Here is a 21,182-nt window from a genome sequence, read left to right as displayed (position 1 = left end):
ATAATGGCGATGGTATTGCCGATGATGATGAAGATACAGCAGTAGTAGTTCCACAACTAGCTGACTTGAGCATTGTAAAAGCTATAGATAACAGTAGTCCAAACGTAGGCGATACCGTAACGTTTACGTTAACAGTAACTAATGCAGGACCAGACATAGCAACGAATGTAGCGGTAGAAGATATTTTACCAATAGGATATACATTAACAGATGTAATCGGTACAGGAGCAAACGTGCCATTCACAGGAAATACAGCAAGTTGGAGTGGAATTACGATTCCAGCAAATAATGGAGAAGTAGTACTGACGTATACGGCTACAGTAAATACACCGACAGGAGCTGCTGGAGAATATACGAACAGTGCTCAAATAACAGCAAGTGATCAGTATGATCCTGATAGTACAGTGAATAATAATGTATCAAATGAAGATGATCAAGACGAAGTAACAATTGTTCCTAATCAAGCAGATCTTTCATTAACAAAAGTTGTTGTTGATGGAGATACAACACCGTTAGTTGGATCAGAAATAACATTCCAAATTACAGTTACAAACGATGGACCATCAGATGCTACAGGAGTGGAAGTGACTGACTTATTACCATCAGGATATGATTTTGTATTGTTCAGCTCTACTTCAGGAGCTTATAACGAAACAACTGGTGTATGGAATATAGGAGCAATTATGAATGGAACTTCTGAAACTTTACTTATCGACGTATTAGTAAATGCTACAGGCGATTATAATAATATAGCTCAAATTACGGACTCAGATGTTTTAGATATTGATTCAATACCAAATAATGATGACGGAGATCAAAGTGAAGATGACGAAGACAATGCCGTTGTGACACCAGTACAAATAGTAACGGATTTATCATTAACAAAAATAGTTGTCGATGGAGATACAACACCATTAGTAGGATCGGAAATTACATTCGAAATTACAGTAACTAATGATGGTCCACAAGACGCTACAGGTATCGAAGTAACGGACTTATTACCATCAGGTTACGACTTTGTATTATACAGTTCTACAACAGGTTCATACGATGAAACAACAGGATTGTGGACAATAGGTAACATGCAAAACGGAGCAACGGAAACCTTACTAATAGATGTATTGGTAAATGCTTCGGGTGATTATCTAAATGTAGCACAAGTTACAGCTGCCGATATTTTGGATATAGATTCTGCACCAAACAATGATGATGGAGATCAAAGTGAAGATGATGAAGACAATGCATCGGTAACTCCAGTACAGGTAGTGACAGACTTATCGCTTACCAAAACAGTAGTTGATAATGATATAACACCTTTAGTAGGTTCAGAAATCACATTCGAAATTACAGTAACTAATGATGGTCCACAAGACGCTACAGGTATTGAAGTAACAGACTTACTACCATCAGGTTACGACTTTGTATTATACAGTTCTACAACAGGTTCATACGATGAAACAACAGGATTGTGGACAATAGGTAACATGCCAAATGGAGCAACGGAAACCTTATTGATCGATGTGTTAGTAAATGCTTCTGGCGATTACAACAATATTGCACAAGTAACGGCAGCCGATATTTTTGATATAGATTCTACACCAAACAATGATAATGGCGATCAAAGTGAAGATGACGAAGACAATGCCATTGTGACACCAGTACAAATGGTAACGGATTTATCATTAACAAAAACAGTTGTCGATGGAGATACAACACCTTTAGTAGGATCAGAAATTACATTCGAAATCACGGTAACCAATGATGGTCCACAAGACGCTACAGGTATTGAAGTAACAGATTTATTACCATCAGGTTACGACTTTGTATTGTACAGTTCTACAACAGGTTCATACGATGAAATAACAGGATTGTGGACAATAGGTAACATTCCTAATGGAGCAACAGAAACTTTACTTATCGACGTGTTAGTAAACGCTACAGGCGATTATAACAATATTGCACAAGTTACAGCCGCTGATATTGCTGATATTGATTCTGCGCCAAACAATGACAATGGCGATCAAAGTGAAGATGATGAAGATAATGCAGTAGTAACGCCAGTAGATGCAATGGCAGACTTATCTCTCTCCAAAACTGTTGAAAATAATTTGGTTACACCAAATGCAGGAGATCAAATTACATTTGTAATTACGGTAAGCAATGCAGGACCAAATGACGCTACAGGTGTTGAAGTTGTTGATTTACTTCCAGCAGGATTTGATTTTGTTCAATACAACTCAACATCAGGAGTTTATGACGAAACAACAGGATTATGGACAGTAGGAACAGTTCAAAACGGATTTACTGAATCACTGTTTATAGAAGTAATTGTAAATCAACCTTCAGGAGTTGTAGATGAATATCTCAACATTGCTCAAATAACAGCAAGTGATATTGAAGATCCTAACAGTGACCCTAATAATGACGATGGCGATCAAAGTGAAGATGATGAGGACAATGTTTTAATCATGACTGAAACAGCAGATTTAAGTTTGGCAAAGACAGTAAGTAATATAAATGCAAATGTTGGAGAAGTTATTACCTTCACATTAACGGTAAGTAATGCAGGCTCAGTTGGCGCCACAGGTGTTGAAGTAGAGGATGTGTTACCAATAGGATATAGCAATATTACAAACATAAGTAACGGTGGAATCCTCACAGGAAACATCATTACGTGGACAGGATTAAATATTCCTTTAACAGGATTAACCCTCACATATGACGTAACTGTAAACATGCCAACATTTGCAACAGATGAATATCTCAATATTGCTCAAATTACAAGAAGTGATCAATTTGATCCAAACAGTCAGCCAGCAAATGATGACGGAGATCAAAGTCAAGATGATGAAGATGCTATAAGTATTACAACTCCTTCAACGGATCTTGAAGTGTTAAAAGCAGTAAGTAATACAAACCCAGTCATAGGCGATAATATCATATTTACAATCACAGTAACCAATCTTGGAGGTCTTAATGCTACTGCTGTTGAAATTATGGATATACTACCAACAGGATATGAGTTTATCTCAGCAGATACAAGTAGTGGAACATACGATATAAGTTCAGGATTGTGGCAAATTCCTTTAGTAGCTACAAGTACATCACAAACGCTAAGCATGACTGTTAAAGTATTAGATGTAAATGATTACCTAAATGTAGCTTCATTAACAGGATTAGATCAAGTAGATGCAAATAATGATAATGACAATGCAGAAGCAACAATTGATCCGCAATGTTTAGGTATCTACAATGAATTCTCTCCTAATGGAGACGGCACTAATGAATTCTTTACGATAGATTGTATCTCTAATTATCCAAACAATACCTTAGAAATTTATAACAGATGGGGGAACATTGTGTACAGTAAAAAAGGATACAACAATACGTTTGATGGAACTTCAAATGGTAGAGCTACCATATACAAGGAAGAAAAATTACCAGTAGGAACTTACTATTACATCTTAGATTTAGGAGATGGTTCAAGAAAAAGAGCAGGTTGGTTATACATAAACAGATAATTTAAAGCATAATTTGAAAATGAAATCACAAATCAAAAAAATAGTAGGATTACTAATTATAATGTCTGTTTATACAAGCGTTGCACAGCAAGATCCTCAGTTTACAAATTACATGTACAACACCATGAGTGTCAACTCTGCATATGCAGGTTCACGAGGACATTTGACCATATTTGGGTTACACAGATCACAATGGGTTGGACTTGATGGAGCACCTCAATCACAATCGTTCAGTATTGACTCTCCTGTAGGAAAAAATGTAGGACTCGGTTTATCACTGGTAACGGATCGCTTAGGACCTTCTGACGAAACCTATTTAGATGGAAATTTTTCGTACACAATTAGCCTATCCAATAACAGACGACTCTCTTTCGGGGCAAAATTAGGAGGTCGTCTGTTAAATATCGATTGGTCACGGGGAACAACTCAAAATCCAGATGTTGTCTTTCAACAAAACATCAATAATAAATTCCTACCAACCATAGGAGCAGGGATATATTTACATAGCGATAAAAGTTACTTAGGAATTTCAATTCCTAATTTTTTAACCAACGAGCATTATGACGAAGTGCAAGAATCACTCGCCGCAGAACGATTGCATTTCTTCCTTATCGGAGGAACAGTCATGGATGTTAGTGAAACTGTGAAATTCAAACCTGCATTCTTTCTAAAACATGTAGTTGGAGCACCATTAATATTCGATGTATCTGCAAACTTTATGTTTAATGATAACTTGCGGCTAGGATTAGCTTATCGATGGGACGACTCCGTAAGTGGACTTATAGGATTTCAACTAACAGAACGCTTCATGTTAGGATATTCATATGATTACACCACAACGGAACTTCGTAAGTTTAACTCAGGAACCCACGAAATTATGTTGCGATTCGAATTGATAACTAGAGATAAAAAACTAAAATCACCACGTTTCTTTTAACCCTAACGACTATGAAAAAAACAATAACTATAATAGCAGTATTTGTGATAAGCTTTGCGTTAGGTCAACAAAAAACCGTGCAAAATCAATCCATAAGTGATACCATTCAAAAAAGTACCACAAAAAAAGCAGATCGATTATTCGAACGTATGTGGTACAAAGAAGCAGCAGCTATCTATAAAGATGCTGTAGAAAAAGAGCGTAGCAAGCAACATAAAAATAATAGAAACAGAAAAAATACTTCTGAAAAAACAATTCAATACAGAATACTACTTCAAAAAACTGGAGATGCATACTATTTCAATACAGATATGAAAAACGCTGTAGTGTATTATGACATGCTTATTGCCTCATTTATAGAAGAAGTGCATCCTGAATACATCTTCAGATATGCACACGCGTTACAAGGTGTCGGAGAATATAGACAAGCAAAACGTTGGATGAAACAATTTGCCAAACGCACCAAAAATGATGACATTCGTCCAGAAAACTTTAACCAAGAAGGGGTAACTGTTGAAGACATCTTAAATATTCCACCAAAATATACACTCAAAAATATTTCGATAAACACAAAATATTCAGATTTTGGACCAATGTACTATCAAGATCAACTCGTATTTTCTTCTGCAAGAGATACTATGACATATCATACCAGAATATATCATTGGAATGAACAGCCTTTTCTAGATATGTATCTGGGCGAACTAAATGCATTAGAATCTGATGTACAACTCATAGAAGAATTTTCAGAAAATATCAATACCAAATTTCATGAAGCTACCTTAGCATTCTCATTAAATCAAAAGAAAGTATATTTCACTAGAAATAATTATGACGGCGATTTGGGTCGTGATGATGAAGGTGTAAATCACTTAAAACTTTATAGCGCTGATCTCAGATATGATGATTATGAAAATGATGAAGAAAGAAAAAAAGCTATTGAAAATGGAAAATATCGTATGGATAATGATAGCCTTCCTCGTTGGACAAACATTAAAGAACTTCCATTCAATAGTGAAGAATATTCTGTGGGACATCCGACGATAAGTGTAGACGGTAAAAAACTATACTTTGTTTCGGACATGCCAGGATCAATTGGTGCTACAGACATTTTTGTAGTAGATATTTTAGACAATGATGAATATTCTCAGCCAAAAAATCTTGGAGCAACCGTAAATACTTCGGGCAGAGAAATGTTTCCGTTTATCACAGATAATACATTGTATTTTGCATCTGATGGACATTTAGGTCTTGGAGGGTTAGATGTATTTGAAAGTGATATTAAGGAGGAAACCTTTCAAATTCCTATAAATCTAGGGGCACCATTAAATAGTAAATTAGACGACTTTGGGTTCATACTACACAAAGATAAAGACAAAGGTTTTGTATGTTCTAACAGACTAGAAGGAAAAGGAGATGATGATATATACTCATTTATTGTTGATCCTACAATAAGTTGTACTCAAGTTGTAGAAGGTGTAGTGCGTAACAAAAAAACAAAAGAACTCATTCCTTTTGCTACAGTATCTTTGTATGATCAGTCAGGAAAAGAAATACAAAGTGTGTTGGTTGGAGAAGATGCTGCATTTACATTTCAGCTAAACTGTAGTACAAAGTATCTTGTGCGAGGAGAAAAACAAAAGTATTCTTATGATGAAAAAAGTATAACTACACCAAAAACAGATGTAAAACTAAATCTGGGACTTGGACTTGATTTAAGTATGGACTTGAACTTAACGCCTGAAACATCTCCAGAGCCAATAGTTGAATTTAAAGTAGGCGATGACATTCGACATATCTTGGGAATTAATATTATTTATTTTGATTTTGATAAAGATTTTATTAGAAGTCCCGATGCAACAGCTGAACTGCAAAAAGTAATCTTGTTTATGAAAACGTATCCAAAAGTTCACATTGATGTACGTTCGCATACAGATTCACGTGCAAGTGATAGGTATAACCTTAATTTATCTAAAAGACGAAATAAATCTACCATCGACTACATCGTAAATGTTGGTGGAATTGATAGAAATCGACTCACAGGCGACGGTTATGGAGAAACACAATTAGTCAACAAATGTGAAGATGGTGTAAAATGTACTGAGGCAGAGCATGATTTAAACCGACGAAGTGAATTTATCATTACCAAGATGTAATATCAGTACTATCCTAATTATTCTAAACAAAAAAAGCTTCTATATAATTGAGGCTTTTTTTGTTTTAAATATGTTACTTAAATTAACATTTTAAGTATGGCAACTTGTATTTTTACGTGAAGAATCACAAGATGACTGCTCCGTATTTGTATTGAGAAAGTATTGTGAATTGCTTTAGCTTCGCTGAATCTCAGAAACATTTTACAACAATTGATGTGTTTTTTAAAATGTACCTGTATTGATTATTGTAGCAAGCTAACAAAGATTTCAAATTGTATTTTTATGTGAGGAATCACAAGTAAAAAAGATGATGAAGTAATAAATATTAGGTTGTGAATTGCTTTAGCTTCGCTGAATCTCAGAAACATTTTATTATCATTGATGTATTTTGTAAAATGTATCTGTATTGATTATTGTAGCATGCTAACACAGATTTCAAATTGTATTTTTACGTGAGGAATCACAAGGTGGGAACAAAACCATTAAGTCCGCCTAAGTTGTGAATTGCTTTCAAATTGTATTTTTACGTGAGGAATCACAAGCCAATATCGAATATTAAACCGTAAACGCCTGTTGTGAATTGCTTTCAAATTGTATTTTTACGTGAGGAATCACAAGTTTGAGGTTACATTGTACTCTTTAAATTCCGTTGTGAATTGCTTTCAAATTGTATTTTTACGTGAGGAATCACAAGTCATTTTTTTCAATAGTTGTTGTCACGGTAGTTGTGAATTGCTTTCAAATTGTATTTTTACGTGAGGAATCACAAGTTTTCAGCCACAATATACACATGTTTGACAGTTGTGAATTGCTTTCAAATTGTATTTTTACGTGAGGAATCACAAGGCACAGGCGTGAATTGATTTTGCCTTTGGTGTTGTGAATTGCTTTCAAATTGTATTTTTACGTGAGGAATCACAAGCCGCCGCGATTTATGAAAACGAATACTCAGTTGTGAATTGCTTTCAAATTGTATTTTTACGTGAGGAATCACAAGAGCAGATCAGCTCAAAGCTTTTTTAGCTATGTTGTGAATTGCTTTCAAATTGTATTTTTACGTGAGGAATCACAAGTCACTTAATGTGAAGCCTTTAAGTTCCCCAGTTGTGAATTGCTTTCAAATTGTATTTTTACGTGAGGAATCACAAGCATTCGCCTTAAGGCACTTTCTACACTTTCGTTGTGAATTGCTTTCAAATTGTATTTTTACGTGAGGAATCACAAGATAGAGACTATTTTGAAAAAAGGCTGCCCCGTTGTGAATTGCTTTCAAATTGTATTTTTACGTGAGGAATCACAAGGTCAATCCCGAAATGTTGAATAAAATCAATACTTCGGGATTACTTTTTACAATTAAAAAAATAAATCTTCTTAAACCATTTTTTTTGAATATTACCTCATTTTTTTATCCTAAAATAATTCTAGTTGCTGAACAGGCTGTGGAATATCTATAGGCTTTACACCGTGGAAGAGTTCCATTTTCTCAAATTGCTTATCAGTTATTTCCAAAATACAAACTTTCCCATGTTTAGGTAATATACTTTTGACTCGCTTTGTATGTACCTTAGCATTTTCTCTACTTGGACAATGACGCAGATAAATTGAAAATTGAAACATCGTAAATCCATCATCGATCAGCTTCTTGCGAAATAGCGAAGCAGCTCTACGTTCTTTTTTTGTTTCCGTGGGTAAATCAAAAAATACTAATACCCACATAATTCTATAGGCATTAAATCGATTTGTATTTGATAACATGACATAGTAGTGTATTAATCAAGTATTGGATATTTTATGTGTCGTAATTCTCCATAATAACATTTGTACAGACTAGCTGTTGTGGTGGTTACAGCTACCATTAATGGGCGTTCTACACCATCAATCCATACATCTTGCGTAGCTATATTAAGCAAGTATGCTTTACTGTCTTTGGTTAGCTTTTCAGGAACTCCGTATAGCGAAATATAATTGTATACCATTTTATCAACAAAAGGTCGGTACGGTTCCATAATATCATCTGCTAAGCAATACGGATTATATTTATTGCGATGAAAAATACCCAAAACAGGCAATAGACCACTACTGACTAATGCCCTTGCCACAATGCTTCGTAGTACTGTATATCCAAAATTTAATAAATTATTAGGCGCATTTCCAAAGCGTTCTCTAGTAAAGTTTTCAAATAAATATTTCCAATGATGTTGCGCCGCTTTTGCTTCACAGTTGGTAGTATCGCCACTTTTTACATGTTGCCAATACAAATCCATCTGCTCATAAGGCTTGTTATTTGATTTTAATAGCGCTTGTTGGTTTTTAATTTTTTGCGTTATGGTTTGCTTCCATAATTGTTTTTTTAAAGGTTCAGAAGCTGCAATTTGGTGCTTTATACGATCTGAATGTTCGGTATGTCCATACAGCGGTAACATGATACCAAATGGCAAATGATGTGCATCACAACTTACCACAGCTACATTATTTCCTTGTAGCTTTATTAATAATTGATTACTTAACGTAATTTGATAATGATCCAACATCAACAAAGCTATATCTTCAATAGGAATTGTTCCTTTAATACTTTTGTCTTCTGGATCTTCTACTACTAATTGTTTTTGTTTGAGTCTTAAATAAGCGGGGGAACCAACATAAATGGTACGCTTTATCATAACTTTTGTTTTTTAATATTCTCCTACGTGTACAATGTTTCCAATATGATTAATTCTTACTTTTACTATCTGATCTACTATCTTTAAACTTTTAAGCCTAAAAAAGGTAATTTCTTTTAATTCTTTTTTATCTATCAATTCCGTTTCCAAATGATGCCTAAAGACATAATCTCTGAATGAAAACTTTTGAACTCTGAATAAATGTTTGCTAATGATCGTATTATGTTTTTGTTCTTTTAAATGAATTGCTTTCGGATTAAAATTTTCTGAAGGAAATACAAACATTTCATTTTGCTTCATCGTAAATAAAAATTTCCAACCTAGATTTTCATTGAGTGTCTTGTCAATGATTGGGATTCCTAAATTTACACGTGCTACCGCTTCATAGAAAGAAACTACTACGTCGTGCAGTTTTCCTTGTTGGTCTTTATAAATAGCTACATGATGATTATTTCCTGTACTCACAAAATCAACAGCAATACTTTTACCATTTTTAGTCAATATAGGTTGTCCCAAATGATCTTTTTTTGAATGTAATGCTTCCGCATTTTTAATACCATCGATCCGAACTCGTTTTATGGAAATTCCTTTTTCCTTATTTAGCCAAATAGGATTTTTTTCAAGTTCAGAAAATGCTAGTTTAACATTTCCATTATGTTTTTGCAAGCGTTGTTTTAAAATGTTTTGCACGTCTAAATCAATGATTTTTAATAGACTTTTCTCATCTTTAAAATTATCAGGATTTATTTCTTTTCTTATGGTATAATTATCTTCAAAATACTGTGTTTTAACAATTTCTGGTAACAGTTTTGTTTTTGTTTCATCTAAATAAATAGGATGCTTGCTAAGACTATTTTTTCCAGCGAATGCTTTTTTGGGATCATTATCATATGTCGCCAAACGTTTTAGTAATGCTTCTCGATAGGTTGGTTTGGTAACTTGTTGAACCTTTTCGATAGTAAACTTACTCGAAACTTTTTCTTGTGCTACAATCACTTTTTTGGTGTGACTGTATACGGTTTCCATGTGTAATTTACCTCTTGGTGTTAACTGCACTTTTTCATTAAGTACGCCTTTCTGACTTGTTTTGGTCTTGTTTTTATTTTTGGTAACAACTTTGTTTTTATTTTTAAAAGAGATCAAAATTTGCTCCAAGTGATCTTTTGTTATCGTTCTGAAATTTTTTAATGGTGGAATAAATTTTCGCTTCTTGTTTCCATCCTTCACATAAACTTTCGTGATCTTATTTTTGATTCCTTTTAAGTTACTTTTGTTATGATCTATTTCTTCATCTTTGAGTCCATAAATAGCATTTAAATTATTCAGGTATTGAACATGATCGTGTGTTGTAAAAGCAACTGTTAAGGCATCCATGGCATGATGACGATGATCATTTCGTTTTGTCCAATCTTTTATGATCTCAACACTATTTCCATTTTTACGAATTTGTTTTTCTGTAAGTCCCAACGCTTGATATTTTGGCAAGTTAAGTTCTTTCATAACATTAATTAAATCCCAATCTTTCCGTAGTTTATCAGTAATCCGTCCAGAAGTCGAATGTACAGTTCTAAAGACCTCTTTAAGCATTTGTGTTGCTTTTTTGGCAATATATTGACTGTTTCGCAAATCGCGTTCTATGAAACCTTCGGGAAGTTCGCTTCTTGAGATGAGTAGTTTTTTATACTTCCCTTTTGATATTTTTTTTGAATGGTATAATGTTTCAACACGTGCAATATAACTATCCAAATCGCTCGTGTGTTTATTTGTAATAAAATCTACAGCTGTAGCATCCGCTTTGGCTAAATTTACCTCTCGATACGCTAAGGTTTTATTGGAAAAAGAATCATCAAATAAAATCGCTTTTGGGATAATATGCTCAATGTCAATTTCTTTTGAGAACAATTTTTCTTTAGGAATGTATGTGTTTGTAAAAAGAGTTTTATATCCATTCAGACTCAGTTCTTCATACAATTTATACTTTACAATATCACTTTTAGTCGGATGTTGTATACCAAAACCCTTTTGAAGCAACTTTCTAATCGTTTGGTTTTTTGCAGTGGCTTCATTAATATGTTTTGTCATATCAGCACGTTCTTTTGCCGATTTTTTTAATTCTCTTGACAACTCTACACGAACTTCATCTGGCTTTCCATAGGTTTCAATTACTTGATTGACCAAATTTACCATTTGGTTCAAAATTTTCTCTACAACAGGATTTCTTAGCTCATTCTTTTTCAGCAGTGAAAGTTTTTCATTCAAAATTCTATTTTCCTGTTCTTCCGCAGTTAGGGAATGGGAATGATTGTATTTCGCAAGTCGTGCAGCTTCCGAAAAACCATGCCCATCTATTAAAAAAGGAATGATTTTGCGAATGGCTCTGCTACTCAAGTTTCCATAATCTTGCTGAAAAGATACGTTTACTAACAAACTCGCATAATGTGGCTTAAAACCATATGTTTCATGAAGCTTCTTTTTTAGCGCAACATTCGTATCTCCATATAACAATCGATCTGCTTCGGTTATTTTTTTACCATCTTCAGCTGCGTAGAGCAAATGCCACAATTGATAACTTTTTTGTTTGTCAAAATTATTTCCTTCAATCGTAGTATCAAAAGTTAAAATTTCAGAATTTATTCCTGCTTCTTTAAAAATAATTGCTAATTCAGTATGAATTTCTTCCGCAGTTTTTTTACTCCAATCAAAACCATATCCTTCAATTTCAGCAATGCGTTGATACACATTATACAACACTTCATTTGTTCTATTACCTTCAATTTCTTCAAAATTAGCTTTCCAATAATTAGGAGTTTTTAATTGAAGTAATTTTTTGAGCTCTTTACTTTTTAAAGTACCTCTAAGATTCAATTCTTCAAATACAAACTGTCTGACTTCATCTTCAAATTCTGTAAATTTTATCTTTTCGTTCGTTTGAGTATGTTCAAATTCTAAATGATTCAAGTTTTGCCAAATTTTAAACTCTTGAAACAAAGGAGAAGATTTAGGAATTGCTTTGTGTCCTTTTTCAAACTGACAATCGGAAATCAAATGTTTTTGAGATTTTAGCTTCCGCTGATAAAAAATAATTACATCTCTAACTTCTTTTTTGAGTTCAGCAGTTAACTCCGAATGAAATTGTGCTTGCGTTTCCCAAATTTTTTCAAATTCATCTAAATAATCTTGACGATAAAACACTTGATTCTTCAAAGAAGTATGCCGATCTTTTTGAAGTTGTGCATATAAATTTTCGCCAACAGTTACATTTTTAAAATAAAGTGATTTACTTCGGTCGCTAATAGCGCCCAAATATCCACTAGATTTATTGATCTCATTATTAATAGCAACCAATACGTATGCTACTTCTGCAATTGAAAGTTGTTTGGTAAGTGCTTCATTTCTCCATGCATACTGTTGTAATCGAACATCATTTCGTTTTCCTTTATTTTCAGCAGTATAGATTTGATGAATCGCTAAAAATAGTTTTCTTGAGTTTTGTTGTCCTTGACCTTTTAATTTAGTGTACAATTCATCTGTTAAAATCGATTCATAAAATTGTTGTTGAAATTCCCAAATAGCATCAAACTCTTGTTGTAAATCCGATTGATAAAAGTCAGGAATATACTTTTTATTTTCTTTTAGTAGTTGATATACATATTGACCAGGCGTGAGTTGTTGGTTGTATAATTCTTTGGCAACAGCCATTCCATCAATCGCAATTCCTTCATCTTCATTTTTAACTTTACGACTACTTTTATATCCTCTTTTTTTATTAATAGCTAGTAATACGCGCGCAAACTCATCCTTCTCAATTTTATGTTTTGCAGCTTTTGCTCGCAGCGCTAATGTTTGGTGTGTAGTATAATTGCCTAATTCAGTAAGCACTGTATGTGTGTCAATAATACGATGCGTAGTAAGAATTTCTATCAAATTTTTTCTACGCAATTTAAAACGTTGTAGATTTCGTCTTGCTCCACGTTTTAATGTGCGATCTGCATTTGTTGAAAGTGGTCGTCCTTTTTCAAAATCTGTTTTCTCCTCAGCGGTTAAAGGATTAACTCTAACTCCTAATTTGATAATATCAGATAGTTCATTTTTGTTTTCAGCTTCATGGACCAATGCCCAGCCAATGGAGTTTGTACCTAAGTCTAATCCAAGAATTTTTTTCATAATAATATAACTTACATTCAAATTTAATAAAATTAAGGCTCATAACCTTCTATTGTTAAAAATAAATTCTATATTTGTATCAAATAGTTAAAGATTGTGTGCACGCAATCCTAAAATTTGTGTCCAAAACAAGTTTTTAGTATATCTAATATTTATACTTGACTATTTTTACAATTTTACCTTATGATTGACTGGAGGTTATGTTGTGAATTACTTTCAATTTTTAAAACTCCTTTTACTAAACTTTGGCGAGAGGAGTTTTATTTCGATAAAGATGAATTAAAAGTAATGATTATCATTACGGAAAACCACATTAAATAATGTAATTCTTTTCCGTATATTTGAACCATACAAATTGAAAGCAATTCACAATAAGGATTATTCCGTTGTGAAAACATTCAAAGCGGCATCATTGATGTCGCTTTTTTTATCTAACATTTCTATGAGAAAAAAACATATTGATTGTACGGTATAACCGTAACGATTTAATTTTCTTGCTTTTATCTTTGTTTATATTATAATCCCTTACTGCAATAATTAGATTAATCAGCCAAAAAAGTAAGAATACTATTCCGTTTCAAACGAATAAGTTATCAGTAATTAGTACATTACAATAAAGTGAGTATTAATTATAAAATAACTTATTATGAAAAAAATGTTCTTAACAGTAGTAGTTACAATTTTATGTTCTAGCGTGTACATAAGTTGTACGCCAGAAGTATTAACCAGTGAAGAAGAAACAGAAATTTTAACTGTTGATCCCTCAAACGACGGACAAATAGAAGATGAAGACGAAGAAGAAACAGGAGACGAATAAATCTCTTTCATATATTAAAGGCATCGTATTGATTTTTATCATTACGATGTCTCTAATTCATGTTTTTTATAATGATAAATATGATAAACTTACAGCGCATAAAAAAACATATAAACCTATAATTTCAGAACGTAAGGCAATAGAAATGGATTTATTGACTGACTTGCAAAATAATAAAATTAGTAAAACAGAATACATATCCAAGCTTCTTGCACACAAAGAACTTTATGCAAAAAAAATTAAAGATTACAATAAAGAAAAAAAGGAATTAGCATACGAGTTTTCATTTCACGGTAGAAATAGCTTCCATTATTGGCTATTTATTTTTGGGTTGGCTTTTTCATTCTTTTGCTTAGCGCTTCGGTATACATACAATATGATTGTGAATAGCAACAACAAATCATTAACAAAATCTTTTGTTTTTGAATCTTCGGCATGGTTAGCAGTCTCTTTATTTTGGGTATTTCATGCAGTTTTTGTAAATAATGCAGACCTTCCGAAACCTGTGTATGCCATTGTAATGTTTTTAGTTTGCTTATTGATAGGTTTCTCTATCTTATACACCATCAAATATATAGTTCACAGAAAAACACACACGCTAAAAAGCTACAAAAACTCTATTATAAAATTGATTTCTTTAGTGGCTGACATTAGGGCAAATCATTATTTCCACATGGCGGCAAAGGCGCAAAACGATCGTAACAAAGCGAGTATAGAAAAAGACGTAGAAATTGTGGATGACAAAATATTTTCAACGCTTGAAAAAGTTGCCGATGAAAGCTGATAAAGACAATATTATACAAATACTAAAAGAAAAAGGCTTGGTGATTGATGCGGTAACCGAAAAAGAACTTTTGACGGTGTACAGTATCTTTTTACAAAACTTGGTGGACGACGAAGTGACTATTTTGGAGGAAATTTTAAGAATTGAAGAAAAAATAGAAACTAATGAAAAGCTTACGTACTTAGAAGATGTATTTCACAAATATGTAATAAACACATACAAAAAAGACTAATCATCCTTTTTATTGACAAGGTCTGAAATTCTTTGAGATACTTTTATTTTTTCTACAAATTTTATAAATGAAGGCAGTGCCGTAAACTTTTTTTCCTTAAGCAACTGATAGGCTACTATCTTTTCGGGTGCTATTGTATCTAATACAGCAAAAACATCTTCTTCAATTTCTGTTTTCAAAATATCAAATTTGTCAACAAAAATTGGTTCTTTCCCGTGGCGAAGCCATTCTTTTGAAATTCCGAATTCTTTCTGAATCAAAATTAAATAACCATCATTCAAGGTATTTTTTAATACGGCTTTTCTAAACGTATCTACCTTTATACCAAGTCTTTCCGCAATAATTTTGTTGGTAAGATCGCTTTGTTTTAATGCTATTTTTAGGTGTTCTCTCATATATTAATAAGAAAATTTTCCGTTTTTTTTTTAAAAAAGGAAAATTTTCCTTTTATTTGTTGTAGTCTTAAACAAATGTAATGAAAACACGCTAAAAATCTCATTGTGGATGTTTAATGCTTCATTTTTTTCATGATACCAAATGTATTTGGTTAATTAAACAGGAAACTTCCTCTAAACAAAGGGGAAGATTCCTCTTACAAAACTCATTTGTTCTAAGTTTATTTGTAGTGAAGTAACGTATCGTACATTTCCCTTCCCCTAAAACTGAATTGCTTTTAAAAATAACCTTTAAAAACAATTTTATGAGAAATCATTTATTACCCCTTTTTAGACTCGCATTGGTAGTGTTGTTGTCTTTTATTTTTTCTAATTGTGAACGTGATGAAATCGTTGAATTAGAACAACAAGTAATAACACAAACTATTCTTGATTTTGAAGCAAAGCATGTTTCAGGTGTTACGCTTTTTCAAGAAAATAAAGCGTTAGAAAAACACATCACAAATACGTTTCATAATGACATAATTGAAAATGATCAAAACGCTGCGTTATATGATTTTAGTATCGATACTACTAACGTTCAAATCATAACAGGCGAAAACTTCAATTGTTACACGTTTGTTGTAGATCGCGATTATCCTACACCAAATATATTAGAAAATTACATATACACGATTTTTGATGATGGTGCTTATACACAAATGTTAGTAAGCTATCCTTTTTACGTTACGAATAACGAAATAGTGTATGACTTTGAAAATACAACAGGCGAATATATTTCTGATGATTCTTTATTAATTGGAGAAACAAGTGTTCCTTGTCCCAGCGGAACAGAAGAAATTGTTGCTTGGGAAGAAGGTGGTTGTGTTCCCGTAAATTGTGGATTGTCGGGAAACCATAGTCCAGGAGAAGCTTGTGTTGACGGAGTGGTACGCGCGCATTGGGCATGTAATACTGGAGGATGGATTGTAGTAGGTTGTGTATATACTAGTGGAGGCGTTTACACAGGAACTAATGACCCATACAATAACACGACAAGTGGTGGAACTAATACCGATCAAACTTCTTCAAACTATCCAAATTCGATACCAATTATCCCGAAAACAAAGAATGAAACACTACTAGATATTGACGGTATTACTCTTGAAATGAATGAGTGGTTGAATAATAATTTAGAAATTAAACTAGAATTACAAGAGTTTTACAATAATAACGATGATCCAATTACGCGTGCAATTATACTAGAGTTAATAGAATTGATGCGAGAAGAGTTAACAGCTAATTTAAATGTATTAAAATTTATCATTGAAGCAATTGAAAACGATAAATATAATAATGATATCGACACAGACTTCATAAGCTCTGTTCATCCATACATACAAACATTTTCACAGAATAATAATCCTCCAGCAAATTTGGAAGATTTATATGATGATATGGTTTCACATTTTATTATTCAATGTGCAGTTCTGAGATACAATCATCCTGATTGGTCAAATATGAGGATATTTTATGTAGCTACGAAGGATATAATTCACATACAATTAGATGTACTTGGTTTGATACCAGTAGTTGGAGAAATTGCAGACTTGACAAATGGTGTTCTTTATACCATAGAAGGCGACGGCGTGAATGCAAGTCTGAGTTTTGCTAGTATGATACCATTTGTGGGTTGGGCTACCATAGGAACCAAATATGGTTTAAAAGTAGTAAATATAGCAGGCGAAACAACTAAACTTATATGGAAAGTAGGAGTTGACGGATTAATTCAGTTTGGAAGAAGGTCACAATTAAGAAAAGTATTAAATTTACCTGTAGGCGATCCAAGACAGGCTCATCATATTATTCCTTGGGCTGAAGGCACTCACGAAGCAGTACAACAAGCGGCTAAAGCTGGAAATGCGTTTCATATGAATGAAGCTTTAAATGGAATTGCAGTAGCTGCTTGGCGAAATCAACCAAATCATAATTTATATAACGAAAGAGTAGCTGACAAATTAAATCAAATATTAAATTCGAGTTCAAATGTAGATGAAGTTTATCAAGGATTAAATAATTTTATAGAATCACTAAAAAGTATCATTGTAAATAATCCAAATACTCACCTCAATGATTTAATTTTCTAATTATAATATAAAGCATGGACATAAAAAAAGAAATAGATCGATTAATCAACGAATATTTTGGTAAACAATCAGAGCTTATAGCATCAATTTTGAAACCAAGTATTGGAATTAAAACGAGTGAATTCAATAATACTGAGATCCTTTCAAAATTTGGTGGAGTTCCAAAAGCGAAAAACGGTTTCTCGTTTCCAAAAGATAAAAATTACAGCTTGTTATGTCAGTTAGACCTAAGTGAATTTAAAATATTAGATGTTGAAAATATATTACCAGCAAAAGGTATATTATATTTTTTCATTGATAATAATATACAAACCTTTTCAGAAGAAAGTAGTTCTTTAGTTTTCTATCAAACATATGATAAAAAGGCTGATCTGGTTTATCAACAACAGCATCTAGAACATGTTTATAAAGAAATTAAATTAAACTTTTTTGAATATTATTCTTTTCCTTCATATCAAGAAAATGAACGTTTAAAGCTAAGCGAAGAAATAGATGATGATTTAATTGATGAAATTACAGAAGAAATACTATTTAATACTCAGGTTGGTGTTGGACATCAGATTCTTGGAGCGCCTCAAGCATTGCAAGGTGGTGTACACTACCATTTTGCTCACAGATATTTAGGATTTAAAGATTATAATTTAGACGAAAGTCAAAAAAAGCAAATTACCCAAATTCAGGATAATTTCATATTGCTGTTACAAATCGATTTAGAAGATACTAAGTTGTCTTTCTCAGAATTTAATATGGGAGTTTTATATTTTGGAATTTTAAAAGACGATCTAAATAAATTAAAATTTGACAGAACTGTTTTAATTTTTCAATCAACATAAAAAATTAGATAGATGAAATATTTTAGTATAATATGTATGCTTCTCGTTATTGTGGGATGCCAACCAAAAGTAAGAAAAGATAAAAATTTAATAGAAGATATCTTAATCCTTGAAGTTCCTTATGAAAAGCAAATAAAGGTTTTAGAAGAATTAGGATATAAACTGAATGACTCTATTCGTGAGGAGGACATTTTTGGACAATTGAGAGAATTAATAGATTATGGACATAAATTATCAAATAATAAGGTAAAAACTTTTGTTGAAGAAAATCCGTACCAAGATCTATATTTTACATTGGGTTGGACAAAATATGATAAAACAAGTAAAAAGTTTATTACGTTTACTGATAAATGTATCTGGTATGATTTAGAGTTTATAGACCCAACAAGTAGTGAATATATAACATTGATGAAGCGCATGGGGAAAATAACGAATGGAGAATTACAATTTGAGGATATAGAATACACTGTTGATACCGATAACAATGAATGGATAAAGTTTAAAGTTAATGGAATCAAGAAGGAATGGAAATTACTTCAAGTAGGTTATATAGATGATTCTTTCTTTACAAGATTTTTATACTTAACACAAGAATTCAATACAAAAGGGAGATATACTTATTTTGATAATGGTTCACAACAATTTGTAATTGATTACGCAACACCTTCTGAGCAAAAAGAATTTAATGAAAAAACAGGTTTACAACGACAATGGTTAACAGAGGGAAAACATTTTTCTATTCCTAAAGATGAGTAGTTAATTAATACTATCTAATATAAAATCAATGAAAAATCTATTGACATTTTTAATTAATATTTTCTCTACTTGGGAATTAATAATAATGATTATAGCCATATTATGTTTGATTCTATTGTTTGCGCTATTTCTTACTATTAGAAGTTACGTGAAGCGATTTGATTTTGATGATGAAATACAGAAATAAAAAAATAACACGTCAAGAAAGGATTCATTTTTTTAAATTTTTTCAAAGCACTTTTCCGAATATGAGTGCTTCATTCAAGACGTGTTTGTGGCAGGTTCCCACTTTCGTGGGAACAATGCTGTTTAGGGCAAGGCAGTTGATATGTATGGCTTACTTTAGACTGTCTTGCTAGCTAAACAAAAGTAAAAAAATAAAAACGAATGTTTAAGAATAGATTATATTTCAAAGGATTTATAGCAGGTTTTTTTACTGCGATAGGCTTTATTATTTTAGTCTTACTTTTTGCTTTATACTATTTTAAATATTTAGATTAAACAGAATAATTAACCAGATACCTTAATACTAGTAAAACTAAATTATTCTGAAAAGAACCTCAATTGTAATGATTGAGGTTCTTTCGTTAATTATTAAACCACCAGGTAAAGTAATACTTTAAGTGTGATGCAAATCACTATTTTTTAATGTTATTCTAGCTATTTGCAAAGTGAATTGACATCATTTTTTTTAGCACAAATAATAAATGTCATTTTTTATTTTTTTATTAAAAGCTTTTTTTTTCTTTAATTTTTTATTTATTTAATTTTTTTTCTTTCTTAGCTTTTTGATTAACAGTGATTTAAAAAAGTAAAAGTCAATGCGCTTTGACCTTTACTTTTTTTAATTGAAAAAAATAAAAGTTTTTTTTCGAAAAAGTTTTTAAAAAATAATTCCTGTCTTTTTTCTTTTTTATTAATCTCAATAAATTCTTTCTAAAAAATAGACCGCTAGCCCTTAGAAAAAATTGTCTTGCCTTTTGTTGCAAGCCCAGTCAAGATGATTCCATTTTAGGTAGAAACTATTGGAAAACTATATTAAAAAAATAGTCAAAAAAAATGAATGAGCCTATCACTAAACTTATAGAACGACTTTTTATTTCTGAAGCTACTATTAATTATATTTTTAGAGAAAAAAAATAAAAAAGCCGATCGAAGTCAGCTTAAAATTAGACACAAATTTTAATTGATTCATCACATACTCTCCTTGTATCAGGTTCAGGAATAGGTTCAGGATTAGATATAGTAATTGTTACTATATCATCACAATGAAAGAATGATGTTAAAATTGGTGTTATTCCTCCTTGAATTTTCGAGGTTGAAAAAGAGGAAATCGATTTTTTATTAAGATTTAACTGTTTTAAATTCTTTTTTTTCATGATTTAATTTTTAGAGTTATTAATTATACAACAACTAAAAAAGAATTTTCCTACCAATATGTAATTAATTGACATTAAAAAATAGTTACCATGAAAAGAAGAAGCTAAAAATACCAACCGAAGTTGACTTGAACTCAGGATAAAGTTTATTATTCTGTTGTCCATGCAAAAGCCATGAACAGTTGTATGTTGGATTTAGGGTAATTGTAGTGGTTGTTTTTGAAGGTGGCGAAGGTGTAATATATATCATTTGAGGTAGTATCCAAGAAACTAAATGTCATATCTACAATTGGCTAATTGTCCATTTTAGATGAATGAATCAATAAAACCATTGAAGTGTTTATGTTTGGTATAATGTTGCTCACTTTTGAGTTACTCTTTGGGAACTTAAAGGGAACTCTTGAATCACTTCTTGGTAACTT

The 21,182-nt window shown here is 32.0% G+C and carries 15 protein-coding genes and 1 CRISPR repeat array; of the genes, 9 read left to right on the top strand and 6 right to left on the bottom strand.

Annotation, left to right across the window (positions count from 1 at the left end; genetic code table 11):
* The 3 genes from AA089_RS21570 to AA089_RS21560 form a co-directional block, all read left to right on the top strand.
* Positions 1-3,521, top strand: a 3,521-nt coding sequence (locus AA089_RS21570) for a T9SS C-terminal target domain-containing protein (protein ID WP_046759095.1), incomplete at its 5' end; no start/stop codon positions are given.
* A 19-nt stretch (positions 3,522-3,540) separates the two neighbouring features.
* Entirely contained in the window at positions 3,541-4,458 is a 918-nt protein-coding gene (locus tag AA089_RS21565; protein ID WP_046759094.1) for a PorP/SprF family type IX secretion system membrane protein, read from the top strand.
* Positions 4,459-4,469: 11 nt separating this feature from the next.
* The gene (locus AA089_RS21560) at positions 4,470-6,614 is read left to right on the top strand and encodes an OmpA family protein (RefSeq protein ID WP_046759093.1); all 2,145 of its coding nucleotides are present in this window, start codon (positions 4,470-4,472) and stop codon (positions 6,612-6,614) included.
* Between the two features lie 496 nt (positions 6,615-7,110).
* A CRISPR array of direct repeats spans positions 7,111-7,915; the repeat unit is 46 nt; unit sequence GTTGTGAATTGCTTTCAAATTGTATTTTTACGTGAGGAATCACAAG.
* A 109-nt stretch (positions 7,916-8,024) separates the two neighbouring features.
* Here the strand turns inward: AA089_RS21560 and cas2 are convergent.
* From cas2 to cas9, 3 genes are read right to left on the bottom strand one after another with little or no spacing between them, the layout of a single operon-like run.
* Positions 8,025-8,369 (bottom strand): CRISPR-associated endonuclease Cas2, encoded by a 345-nt coding sequence (gene cas2, locus AA089_RS21555; protein ID WP_046759092.1) that lies wholly within the window; start codon positions 8,367-8,369, stop codon positions 8,025-8,027.
* A gap of 14 nt (positions 8,370-8,383) precedes the next feature.
* Positions 8,384-9,274, bottom strand: a complete 891-nt coding sequence (cas1, locus tag AA089_RS21550; protein WP_046759091.1) for a type II CRISPR-associated endonuclease Cas1 — start codon at positions 9,272-9,274, stop codon at positions 8,384-8,386.
* 12 nt (positions 9,275-9,286) lie between these two features.
* Entirely contained in the window at positions 9,287-13,438 is a 4,152-nt protein-coding gene (cas9, locus tag AA089_RS21545; protein WP_046759090.1) for a type II CRISPR RNA-guided endonuclease Cas9, read from the bottom strand.
* Positions 13,439-14,084: 646 nt separating this feature from the next.
* On the opposite strand from cas9, the gene AA089_RS25055 reads away from it, so the two are divergent.
* The 3 genes from AA089_RS25055 to AA089_RS21535 are packed head-to-tail and all read left to right on the top strand — an operon-like array spanning position 14,085 to position 15,271.
* The gene (locus tag AA089_RS25055; RefSeq protein ID WP_156169199.1) at positions 14,085-14,255 is read left to right on the top strand and encodes a hypothetical protein; all 171 of its coding nucleotides are present in this window, start codon (positions 14,085-14,087) and stop codon (positions 14,253-14,255) included.
* Entirely contained in the window at positions 14,224-15,039 is an 816-nt protein-coding gene (locus AA089_RS21540) for a hypothetical protein (protein ID WP_156169196.1), read from the top strand. The genes AA089_RS25055 and AA089_RS21540 overlap by 32 nt, the downstream gene beginning before the upstream one ends.
* Entirely contained in the window at positions 15,029-15,271 is a 243-nt protein-coding gene (locus AA089_RS21535) for a hypothetical protein (RefSeq protein ID WP_046759088.1), read from the top strand. The genes AA089_RS21540 and AA089_RS21535 overlap by 11 nt, the downstream gene beginning before the upstream one ends.
* Here AA089_RS21535 and AA089_RS21530 read toward each other — a convergent pair.
* Entirely contained in the window at positions 15,268-15,666 is a 399-nt protein-coding gene (locus AA089_RS21530; protein ID WP_046759087.1) for a hypothetical protein, read from the bottom strand. The genes AA089_RS21535 and AA089_RS21530 overlap by 4 nt on opposite strands.
* A gap of 305 nt (positions 15,667-15,971) precedes the next feature.
* Here AA089_RS21530 and AA089_RS21525 point away from each other — a divergent pair, with 305 nt between their 5' ends.
* From AA089_RS21525 to AA089_RS21515, 3 genes are read left to right on the top strand one after another with little or no spacing between them, the layout of a single operon-like run.
* Positions 15,972-17,792 carry an AHH domain-containing protein gene (locus tag AA089_RS21525; protein ID WP_046759086.1) on the top strand — a complete coding sequence of 607 codons (1,821 nt, stop codon included), beginning with the start codon at positions 15,972-15,974 and terminating at the stop codon, positions 17,790-17,792.
* Positions 17,793-17,806: 14 nt separating this feature from the next.
* Complete coding sequence (locus AA089_RS21520; protein WP_046759085.1) at positions 17,807-18,625, top strand: DUF1963 domain-containing protein; 819 nt, start codon at positions 17,807-17,809, stop codon at positions 18,623-18,625.
* Between the two features lie 12 nt (positions 18,626-18,637).
* Positions 18,638-19,381 (top strand): hypothetical protein, encoded by a 744-nt coding sequence (locus AA089_RS21515; protein ID WP_046759084.1) that lies wholly within the window; start codon positions 18,638-18,640, stop codon positions 19,379-19,381.
* Between the two features lie 1,169 nt (positions 19,382-20,550).
* On the opposite strand, the gene AA089_RS21510 is transcribed toward AA089_RS21515, so the two are convergent.
* Complete coding sequence (locus AA089_RS21510) at positions 20,551-20,760, bottom strand: hypothetical protein (RefSeq protein WP_046759083.1); 210 nt, start codon at positions 20,758-20,760, stop codon at positions 20,551-20,553.
* Positions 20,761-20,845: 85 nt separating this feature from the next.
* Entirely contained in the window at positions 20,846-21,010 is a 165-nt protein-coding gene (locus AA089_RS25050; RefSeq protein WP_156169193.1) for a hypothetical protein, read from the bottom strand.
* Positions 21,011-21,182 lie beyond the last annotated feature (172 nt).

Origin of the sequence: Kordia jejudonensis, assembly GCF_001005315.1 — a bacterium.
GTDB lineage: Bacteria > Bacteroidota > Bacteroidia > Flavobacteriales > Flavobacteriaceae > Kordia > Kordia jejudonensis.
Note: the sequence above shows the minus strand (reverse complement) of the source record. Positions and strands in the feature narration are given on the sequence as shown.